Genomic DNA, 10007 nt, shown 5'->3' with positions numbered 1-10007 from the left:
GACCCTGGGGGCTTATATAGATGGCATCACGGTCGTTAATCGCGCCTATGTCGGCGGGGCGTTGGACTGGCTCACACCGTTTTCCGTGTTTACCGGCATTGGCTTGATTATTGCCTATGCGTTGCTGGGCTGCACCTGGCTTGTCCTTAAGACCGACGGGCCGTTGCAGCAACGGATGATTGAACTGGCCAGGCCGCTCACCCTGGTGTTGCTGGTTATCATTGGTATTCTGAGTATCTGGACGCCGATGAGCAATTCGCTTATTTACGAGCGCTGGTTTACCTTGCCCAATTTGTTCTGGTTTGCACCGGTCCCCATTTTGGTGGTCCTGGTAGGCTGGGGCTTGATACGCAGCCTGAATCACAACCCGCATGCCGAACCGTTTATTTATACGCTGTGCATGGTGTTTCTGGGTTATAGCGGTCTGGGTATCAGCGTCTGGCCCAATATCATTCCACCCGACATATCCATCTGGGATGCGGCCGGTCCGCCGGAAAGCCAGGGTTTTGCGCTGGTCGGCGCGCTCTTCATTATTCCGTTCATTCTCATGTACACCTCCTGGGCCTATTATGTGTTCCGTGGCAAAGTGACGGCAGATGCCGGATATCACTAGAGGCGTGACCAGCGTGCAGACGCGTACCGGCCTGCTTGCGCCTGTCGCGATACTCGCAGCGACAGGCGCATATTACAGTTGGAATCGGGCGATATGACACAGCAGAAAACCAAACGCACTTGCACCACTACCCCAGGCAAACGTAGCCGCTGGTTATGGTTCGCCGGTTTGTGGCTGGCCGGAACCGCGGCATTGCTGTTGGCAGCCTACCTGCTGCGCGGCATTATGTCTGCCGTGGGCATGACCTCCTGAAAGAGTGGGCGCGGCTCGCTCGCGCTACAATAGCGCATTAACACAAGCGCAATGTGGCGCGCTGTTGCCATCCGAACCCAATCAGACATCCCCATGAACGCCGAACGTTTAGAGTTTATCCGCAAGCTGCCCAAGGCTGAATTGCATTTGCATATTGAAGGAACACTGGAGCCCGAATTGATTTTCCGGCTTGCGCAGCGCAACGGCGTGACCTTGCCGTACCCATCCATTCAGGCACTGCGCGATGCGTACCATTTCACCGATCTGCAATCTTTTCTGGACCTTTACTACGCCGGTGCTGCCGTGCTGATCACCGAGGCCGATTTTTATGAGATGACCATGGCATATCTTGAGCGGATCGCGCAGGAGGGCGTGGTTCATACAGAAATCATGTTCGATCCGCAGACACATACCGTGCGTGGTGTGCCAATTGCAACGGTGTTTGCCGGTATTGCGCGTGCATTGCGCGAGGGCCAGGATACCTGGGGCATTACCTCTTGCCTCATCATGAGTTTTCTACGGCATCTGCCCGAGCAAGCGGCATTCGATACGCTGGAGCAGGCTTTGCCTTTGCGCGAACAATACAGCGATCTATGGCTGGGAATTGGCCTGGATTCAGGCGAACAGGGCAATCCACCGGAAAAATTTGAACGCGTGTACGCGCGTTGCCGTCAATTGGGCTTTTATCTGGTGGCGCATGCGGGCGAAGAAGGGCCGGCCGCTTATGTGAGCAATGCGCTGGACAGGTTGAATGTGATTCGCATTGACCACGGTGTGCGCAGCGAAGAAGATCCGGTCTTGTTGCAAACGCTGGCCGCCAGGAAAGTGCCGCTCACCGTCTGTCCGTTGTCGAACCTGAAACTCAAAGTGGTCAGCGATATGCGCGAGCATAATCTGAAGCGCTTGTTGGATCAGGGTCTTTGTGTGACGATCAACTCGGATGATCCCGCCTATTTTGGTGGCTATCTGCTGGATAACTATGTTGCAGTTGCCGAAGCGCTCGGGTTGAGCGACGAGGAACTGGTCACACTTGCCAACAACAGCATGCAGGCTCGTTTTCCGGTATTCCTGGCGCAGGCTTCCTGATTGTCTGCCGGCCCGTCGTGCAGCCAGGCCGCGGTGATCGGGGCCAGCCAGCAGATCTGCTGCTAGGATGCTTTGTCACTGCGTTGATGCATCCGGAAAAATTGCATGATCAGGCTTGATGCATTCGGACCATCCGAAGTGTTGAAATCGAGCCGACTGTCGCCGCCACTCCATGCATGACCCACTTTTCTGAACTGGCATAAACGAACAATGCTCTTGCGGGCACGTTTGAAATCAAACTGGGTGTATTCGCGCGAGGTTTGTTCACCAACTGGCTTTTCGATAGGCTGCGCCTCGTCATCAAAACCATTGAGCCAGGCAAACTGACGCGCCAGCTGTTCGCCATTGTTGGCCGATACGACTCGATCGAGTTGGCCTTGCAGAATCAATGCAGGCAGGTAGTCCTCGCTGGCAGCCAGGGTTTCACCGGCAGCCTTAAGCGCCGTCAGCGGATCATTCAAGGTACCGCGCCGCATGGTCTGCAATCCGCTGGACAAGCTGCTTGCATTGCCCATGACAGGCCCGGAATGCAAGGCCACTGCAGCAAACAGCTGAGGATGGCGCAAGGCCAGCAGGCTGCCCATGCCGGCGCCGGCCGACATGCCCGCCAGATAAATCCGTGTCTTGTCCAGTTTGTGACGCTGTATCAGGTTGCGCACCAGCGCGGCAATCGCATCGGCCTCGGCATAGCCATGTTGCTGGTCGGGCAGATACCAACGCCAGCAGCGCAGGGTCTGGCGCTGGCGTGATTGCTGTGGATACACAACGACCATGCCCGATTTGGCTGCATGCTGGTTCATCCGCGTTCCCTGCGCGAACTCGGTGGCGGTCTGTTTGCAGCCATGGAGCATGACCAGCATGGCGCTGCCCTTCATTTGATGTGATGGCGGCACGTACAGGAAATAACTTAGCCGCTGAAAAAACAAAGAGACTGTCGCAGGCACCTTGAATAGTCGCTCTGTCCAGGAACCATGACGAAACGGCGGCGGGACGGGTTTCTTTGCCGGGCGCAACACGGCGGCAGGCGACGGGGGAAACAGCGGGTTGTGGTTGAAGGCCGAAGCGGCCAGCTTCATGTTCGAGCGCGTGGCCCTGATCAGCGCGTTACTCTGTTGGCGTGCAATTTTGCGGGCGGTTTTCAGAAAAATGGAGCTCATGCTGCGAGCCATAATGTGGTATCCCCGCGGTAAAGTAGCATAAACCGGTATTCACCTGGCGAGGATCGCACAGGTGGCGGTTCTTGCATGAATACTAAGATGTCTGTATGAAGATATCACGTAAATTGGCAATTGTTGTACTTTCCTGCCCCGGCAGCTATTGCAGTACATGTCTGCAGCGTGGCTGCTCAACCATGTACAGATCGAACAGAAGGGGTCTCTTACAGCGATTTCAGGCTGATTTGAGCCGGACGGGTATGCACCCGCGCAGGGCATTGGTCAGCACAATGGCATCGGCCGCTTGCAGCATGGCCAGGCTGATGCGTCCCTCGGTGACATGATCGGTCTGCAGATACTGCGCAGGGCTGGCCAGCACCTGCGCACGCATGACACCGGGCAAAATATCCAGGGTCAGGACCGGTGTCAGCCATGCACCACGATAGTGAATAAATACCGAAGTGCGTGCGCCTTCGAGCAGATCATTATCATGATTGAAATACAGAACGTCGAAATCGCCTGAAACCGTTGCCTGTTTCAAATCATCGTCATAATGTTTGCGCCATGTCGTTTTAAAGCGACGCAAGGGGTCATATCTTGGTAACTGGCGTGGCGCGATGCTCACCGAGGGCAGGCTGGATTCGCACGCAGGGACAGGGGTGTCCAGGGGAAACGCAGTCATCTGGCAGGTTCCGTCCTGGGCCAGCACGGCGCGCACACGCAGTGTGGCGTTCGACGGCTGCGCGACTATGAATTGCTGCAACTGCCGTGTCAAGGCAGCATGATCGGCGGCAAAGCCCAGGCTTTTGGCAGAGGCAAGCAGGCGTTCAATGTGCCTGCCCAGCAATGCACAATGGCTTTGCTCGACCAACATGGTTTCAAATAGTGCGAATTCGGCAGGGATGGCATGCAGAAAACGAGACTTCCAGTGGATTTCTTCATACTCCGATTGCGCCGTGCTGTCGTAGACAATGCCGCCGCCGACACCCATCACGCCAGTACAGGCAAGGCCCTGGTTGTGTGCCGGCTGCAGGGTCAGGGTGCGGATGGCAACATTGAAACAGCCTGTGGCGCCCATTGTATTGTCAGACGGTTGCAGATAGCCGATGCTCCCGGTGTACAGGTCACGCGGCGCAATTTCACTGCCTGCGATATAGTGCATACTCATTTTTTTCGGAGCGCCGGTAATAGAGCCGCAGGGAAACAAGGCGCCGATCACCTGCGCCATGGTGATGCCGGGCCGGACCCGGCAGTCAATGGGCGTGGTCATTTGCAGCACCTGGCCAAAGCGTGTCACTTTGAACAGCTCTTGCACCTGTACACCTTTGGGTTGCGCAAGAATAGATAAATCATTGCGCAACAAGTCCACGATCATCAGGTTCTCGGCCCGGTTCTTGCTGTCATTGCGCAGCAGGCTGGCCAGCGCCTCAGGATCATCTGTCGGCTGACAGGCCAGGGTTCCCTTCATGGGCTCGGCGCCGATCACGCCCTGCTCATCAATGCGGATGAACAGCTCGGGAGACAGGCATACTGTCCAGGGGGCCATGGGTTGATGCGGCAGCCAGGCCAGCACGCCGTATGGCACGGGTTGCTTTGCACGCAGTGCGCGGTACAGCGCCAGCGGCGAACCATAGGTCTCGAAATATTGTCGCGCGGTGTAATTGATTTGATAGAAATCACCGCGCGCAATGGCCCGGTGCAATCGGTCAAACTGCTGCCGGTAACTGTCAAACGCCGGCTGCAATTGCAGATTGCATAGCCCCGCAGGCTGCCGACTCGGATCATGCGCGTGCGCCTGCTGGGTCAGCCAGTTCTCAATCTGCTCACCCGATAGCGTTGTGGCTTGTGAAAACCAGTGGATGTGCATGGCTGCGCCTGCGCCTGCGCGTTGTGCTGCCTCAGCCATGCCGAATTCATAGGGAATGAAGATTGCCGGATGCAGTGCCTGTGCCCAGCCGCGCGCCAGAATGGCATCCAGGTCTGCCAGTTGCGCGGCAGCGATGGTGTCCGCGCGTACAAACGCCTCCAGCAGCGTGGCCTGCTGGGTGACGGCGTCATCAAATAGAACGAAAGGAGGCGATGTGTCCATGGCAGGCAATGATACCGGAATTACGCCTTCTGCCTTCGGGTAAATTGCCATAGAAAATAGACGGCGCCGATGAAAGTGGCGATCAAGCCGGTGGGAACTTCATAGGGGAACATAATGTGCCTGCCGAGCAGGTCGGCGCACAGCATGATAACAATGGCAATTGTAGAGGAGGCCAGCATTTGCGTGCGCAATCCATGAAAGCCCATGGAGCGGGCCAGATGCGGTGCAATCAGCCCCACAAAGCTGGTCGGGCCGATGGTAATGGATGCCAGCGTGGTCAGCGCTGCGATCAGCAGAAACAGCAAGGTGCGGGTGAGCATGGGACGCTGGCCGGTGGCGCGGGCAATGGGGTCGCCCAGACGCAGCAGGCTCAAGGGGCGTCGTGTCATGCAGGCCAGTATGACCAGCAATGCAACAATGGCAAAGCGCATCGGTAGATCATTTTGCAGCAGGCTCATGTAGGTATCACCGGATATCCATATCAACAGCTGTTGGACTTGTTGCATGCCGCTGGCAAGGGTCAGAGTCAGCAGCGAACTAAATAGCTGCGTGAGCGCCATGCCGGTGAGCAGGATTTTTTCGGGCTGAAACTGGTTGCGCGCATTGATTAGCATGACAAAGAGCAGGCTGGCAAAAGCGCCGCCAATGCCGCAGACCAGATACAGAACCGGCGAGGGCGCGGGCACCAGCATCATCAGCCCGATCAGGCCCAGTCCGGTCCCGGACGTGACTCCCAGAAATTCGGGCGAAGCCATGCTATTGTTGGTCATGTTCTGAATCAGTGTGCCGGCGCAGGCGATGGCGACACCAAACAGAATCGCAGTTTGCGTGCGACTTTCGGTGAACAGCGCAATAGTCGGATCAATCTGGGCGACCAGCGTCCAGTTGCCAGCGACATCGTGCGTGATATGCGGCAGGAACACAAAACATCCAATGGCAAGTGCAATCAACAGGAGCATGCGCTTGCGCAGCAGCGATGTGGGATGGCGCAAGCCCGCATGCAGCGGAGCCACCTCCTGGCGCGTATGGCTGCGCTGTTTCATGAGCAGAAACAGCAGCACCGGTACGCCCAGCAGTGCGGTCACGGTTCCCGTCATGACGCTGTTGGGCCAGCGGTATGTCGCCAGTTGCAGGGCCGAATCGGTAATGGACAGCAATAAGGCGCCAAACAGCATTGCATATCCCCATTGCTTGCGTATATCGGTCACACCCAGAGAGCGGGCGATTACCGGCGCGGCCAGGCCGACGAAAGCAATGACGCCGACGCTGCTTACCACGATTGCAATCAGAAACGAGACAAGTGCAAAGCCGGTGACGCGCACCAGACGGACATTGACGCCAACGCTTTTGGCAAGCGTACCTTGCAGCGAAAAGGCGCGCAGCGAGGGCAGCAGAAACCAGGACAGTGGCAGGCACAACAGGGTTTGCCAACCGGTGCGCAGCGTCGGCAGCCAGGAGTCTTGACTGAGTGAACCGGCACCCCAGATGATGAGCCCATAGAGCCTGTCCGGGTTAAGGATCAGATACATATTGCTTAGCGTGGTCAGCAGCAGCGTGAGCATCAACCCGATCAGAATCAGGGTATTGCCGGCAGTGCCGGTTCGCCGGATAATGAGCACGATGATCACGCTGCTGACCACGCTGCCTGCCATGGCCAGCAGCGTGGAGTCGAACAATTGCGCCTGCGGAAAGTACATCATGCCCAACAACAGCGCGAACTGGGCGCCGCTGCTGATGGCCAGTGTATCGGGGGCGGCCAGGGTGTTCTGCGTGACCTGCTGCAGGATAAAGCCTCCCAGGCCCAGGCAGATGCCGCAAAGCAGCGCCATGGCAATTCTGGGCAGGATGCCATGCCAGAATACCAGTTGCTGTATCGGCGCCTCTGACCACGCGTTGCTACCCGGCGCGGCGAGCATGATAACTGCAGCCATCAGGGCAATGGCGATTGCGCTGCTGACAAGTGCGAGTGTTCTTGCAGAAAGTGTGTATCTCATTTGTTATATCCGGGGAAACGGAAAGCCGCGTTCGAGCCGGCATTGGCGTCCTGCGCAAGCAGACCGTCCCGGACTGTCTGCGCAAAGCGCAGCACGGTACTTAAGCCGCCCAGTGTCCAGATGGGCTCGGCAAGAATGACGCGGTTTTTGCGCACTGCCGGCAATGCCTGCCAGATCATATTTTCCTGCAGCTTCCCGGGCAAGTCGGCCGGGTAGGGCTTGATGATAAAGATCGTGGTGTCCTCGGGCAAAGCGGCCAGGTCGGTCAGGTCTGCGCTTTGAAAGCCCCACTGGTTCACTGCTGCTGTCCAGGCATTGCTGATGCCGATTTTTTCCAGTGCGGTGGAAAAAAGGCTGGGCTTGCCATACACCCGGACATTGCGTGCATCTATGAACTGAATGACCGCCACCGGCTGGCCACGGTGTTGCAAAAGCTGGTGGCTGATCCCATCAAGCTCGTCATCTACCTGGGTTATGTAGTGGGCAGCCTTGTCGGGATGACCTGTGATGTCTCCGATCTGGGTTGCCAGCTCGCTCAGGTTTTCATAAATGTCCTGACCCGGCGTGTAGACGTCCAGCAGTGTCGTGGGGCCGATTCGCTCCAGCAGACCTTTGACGAAGGCATAGTCTTGCGAGGCCAGAATCAGCTCGGGCGCCAGCCGGATCATTCTGTCAGGATTGGGCTGCGCCCGCATGCCCAGATCCAGTGTGCTCGCCGGCATGGCCGGCGAACGACTCCAGACCTCATAGCTGTTTTTTTCAGCGATTGCCGCGGGAAAAATACCCATGGCGGCCATTGTTTCTGCAATGGTCCAGTCCAGTACGGCAATGCGTTGTGGCGCCGCTTTTGGGCTCTCGGGCTGCGCAGACGCAAGTTGCGTTGCCGTCTTGGGTGGGTTCATCTGGCTTTCTGCCGGGGCAGCCGCTGCGGCATTTGCCATCAGGCAGGCGCAGATGAGCATGCAGCGGTGAAACACAATGGGCATGATCATGCTCGGGCTCAATTGAAGGCCAGTTGCACGCCAGGATGCACGGGATGGCCAATCAGTTGCAGATCGACATCGTAGATATGCCGCAGCTTTTGCTGATCGAGCAGGGCAGCGGGCGGCTCGGCGTAGATAAGCCTTCCCTCACGCAGGGCCAGCAGGCGGTCGCAATAACGGGTGGCCAGGTTGATATCGTGGATGACCGCGATCACGCACTGGTTTTCCTGATTGGCCAACCGTTGCAGCAATTGCATCACTTCAAGCTGGTGCTTAAGATCCAGTGCCGCCAGCGGTTCGTCCAGCAGGATATAGGGCGTATTCTGGGCAAGCAGCATGGCAATCCATACACGCTGGCGCTCGCCGCCCGACAGGGAATCGAGCAGCGCCGGCATGAAGGACTCGGTATCGGTCAGCGCGATGGCCCGCGCAACTGCCGATTCGTTCTCGGGGTTGCTGTTGCGCCAGATACTATTCCACGAATAGCGTCCCAGTTCGACCAGTTCGCGGGCGCTCATATCGGGGATGACCGGCGTATATTGCGGCAAATAGGCCAGCTTGCGCGCGTACTGGCGATTGGACAGCGTATCCACACGGGCATTGTCCAGCAGGATAGCGCCCTGTGAGGGGGGGTGTTCACGCGCCAGCAGCTTGAGCAGTGTCGACTTGCCTGAGCCATTGTGGCCGATCAGGCCGTAAAACTTGCCCCGTTCAAATTGGGTCGTGAGCGGATGCAGCAGGGTTTTGGAAGAGGTTTGAAAACCAGCGTTTTCAATCTGGATCATCGCATATCCGGCAAGAGTAGATCAGAGCTGTGATTGTAAATGATTCTCAATATCCAATCGGGTGTTTTTCTGATATTTGGCGTTATTACCCCGGGTCGGTCGGTGCGGCTGTCCAAGCCATCGTCCTGCGGATAAGGCGTTGATGCCGGCCTGGTGTGGGTGCCATGGGTTGTGTGGCGGCCCAGGTTGTGACAAGGCCCGCGTCTATGGCGGGCCCTTTTGGATAAACTGGCGATTGCCAATGGCGCAATCAGCGAATAGGCAATCCGTATTGCAGGCCGCCATCGGTCCATAAGGCATTCAGGCCGCGCTTGATTTTTAGCGGGCTGCCCTGGCCGACATTGCGTTCAAAGCTCTCGCCGTAGTTGCCCACCTGTTTAATGATGTTGTAGGCCCATTTCTCATCCAGTCCCAGGTTTTTGCCTGCGCCGGGCGTGGCGCCCAGCAGGCGCTGGATGTTGGGGTTGGTGCTTTTGAGCTGTTCATCGACATTAGCCGTGGTCACGCCCAGTTCCTCGGCATTGACGGTGGCCTGAAAGACCCATTTGACGATATTGAGCCAGGCATCGTCGCCCTGGCGCACAAAGGGTCCCAGCGGCTCTTTGGAAATGATTTCCGGCAGCACTTCGTAATCGTCGGGCGAGGACAGTTTGGAAATGCGAATGGACGCCAGGCCCGAGGCATCGGTAGAGAATACGTCGCAACGGTTGGTTGCAAAGGCATTGACCACCTCGTTGAACTGATCGAACACGACCGGTTTGTATTCCACTTTGTTGGCGCGGGCCCAGTCTGCCAGCGTATTTTCATTTGAGGTGCCGGTTTGCAGGCAGATCGTTGCGCCATTGAGTTCCTTGGCGCTTTTTACGCCAAGCTTCTTGGACACCAGAAAGCCCTGTCCGTCATAAAAATTGACCCCCGCCGCAATCAGGCCCAGCGCCGTATCGCGCTGTTGCGTGACGGTGGTGTTGCGGGTAAGAACATCGACTTCGCCCGATTGCAAGGCGGTAAAGCGCTGCTGGGAGTTTAGCGGCACGATCTTGAACTTGCTGGC

General features: G+C 57.3%; 9 protein-coding genes. 3 read left to right on the top strand and 6 right to left on the bottom strand.

Translation table 11 applies throughout. From position 1 onward, the window contains the following. From ACTIKR_RS05835 to ACTIKR_RS05825, 3 genes are all read left to right on the top strand, one after another. Window positions 1-613 (top strand): cytochrome d ubiquinol oxidase subunit II (locus tag ACTIKR_RS05835; protein WP_442327334.1); only part of this gene is annotated, 613 nt, incomplete at its 5' end. A gap of 93 nt (window positions 614-706) precedes the next feature. Then, window positions 707-865: a DUF2474 domain-containing protein gene (locus ACTIKR_RS05830; protein WP_442327333.1), complete on the top strand. Its 159-nt coding sequence runs from the start codon at window positions 707-709 to the stop codon at window positions 863-865. Window positions 866-958: 93 nt separating this feature from the next. Beyond that, window positions 959-1951, top strand: a complete 993-nt coding sequence (locus ACTIKR_RS05825) for an adenosine deaminase (RefSeq protein ID WP_193089706.1) — start codon at window positions 959-961, stop codon at window positions 1949-1951. Between the two features lie 62 nt (window positions 1952-2013). Here ACTIKR_RS05825 and ACTIKR_RS05820 read toward each other — a convergent pair whose 3' ends face one another. The 6 genes from ACTIKR_RS05820 to ACTIKR_RS05795 all read right to left on the bottom strand — a co-directional run. Next, a complete protein-coding gene (locus ACTIKR_RS05820) occupies window positions 2014-3120 on the bottom strand; it encodes an extracellular catalytic domain type 1 short-chain-length polyhydroxyalkanoate depolymerase (protein WP_193089705.1) in 1107 nt (368 codons plus the stop codon). A gap of 220 nt (window positions 3121-3340) precedes the next feature. Next, entirely contained in the window at window positions 3341-5194 is a 1854-nt protein-coding gene (locus ACTIKR_RS05815) for a chorismate-binding protein (protein ID WP_442327332.1), read from the bottom strand. A gap of 20 nt (window positions 5195-5214) precedes the next feature. Next, the gene (locus ACTIKR_RS05810; protein WP_193089703.1) at window positions 5215-7188 is read right to left on the bottom strand and encodes an iron ABC transporter permease; all 1974 of its coding nucleotides are present in this window, start codon (window positions 7186-7188) and stop codon (window positions 5215-5217) included. Continuing rightward, window positions 7185-8180, bottom strand: a complete 996-nt coding sequence (locus ACTIKR_RS05805) for an iron-siderophore ABC transporter substrate-binding protein (RefSeq protein ID WP_442327331.1) — start codon at window positions 8178-8180, stop codon at window positions 7185-7187. Before ACTIKR_RS05805 ends, ACTIKR_RS05810 begins: the two co-directional genes overlap by 4 nt. Before the next feature lie 8 nt (window positions 8181-8188). Beyond that, entirely contained in the window at window positions 8189-8956 is a 768-nt protein-coding gene (locus tag ACTIKR_RS05800; protein WP_442327330.1) for an ABC transporter ATP-binding protein, read from the bottom strand. 250 nt (window positions 8957-9206) lie between these two features. Next, window positions 9207-10007: transporter substrate-binding domain-containing protein (locus tag ACTIKR_RS05795; protein ID WP_442327329.1), on the bottom strand; the 801-nt coding region annotated here is incomplete at its 5' end.

The organism is Advenella sp., assembly GCF_052108595.1.
Taxonomy (GTDB): domain Bacteria; phylum Pseudomonadota; class Gammaproteobacteria; order Burkholderiales; family Burkholderiaceae_B; genus Advenella.
Note: the sequence above shows the minus strand (reverse complement) of the source record. Positions and strands in the feature narration are given on the sequence as shown.

Excerpts from the sequence above, each read along its gene's own strand:
- ACTIKR_RS05830 (WP_442327333.1), top strand. The coding sequence starts at position 707 with ATGACACAGCAGAAAACCAAACGCACTTGCACCACTACCCCAGGCAAA.
- ACTIKR_RS05825 (WP_193089706.1), top strand. The coding sequence starts at position 959 with ATGAACGCCGAACGTTTAGAGTTTATCCGCAAGCTGCCCAAGGCTGAA.
- ACTIKR_RS05820 (WP_193089705.1), bottom strand. The coding sequence starts at position 3,120 with ATGGCTCGCAGCATGAGCTCCATTTTTCTGAAAACCGCCCGCAAAATT.
- ACTIKR_RS05815 (WP_442327332.1), bottom strand. The coding sequence starts at position 5,194 with ATGGACACATCGCCTCCTTTCGTTCTATTTGATGACGCCGTCACCCAG.
- ACTIKR_RS05810 (WP_193089703.1), bottom strand. The coding sequence starts at position 7,188 with ATGAGATACACACTTTCTGCAAGAACACTCGCACTTGTCAGCAGCGCA.
- ACTIKR_RS05805 (WP_442327331.1), bottom strand. The coding sequence starts at position 8,180 with ATGATCATGCCCATTGTGTTTCACCGCTGCATGCTCATCTGCGCCTGC.
- ACTIKR_RS05800 (WP_442327330.1), bottom strand. The coding sequence starts at position 8,956 with ATGATCCAGATTGAAAACGCTGGTTTTCAAACCTCTTCCAAAACCCTG.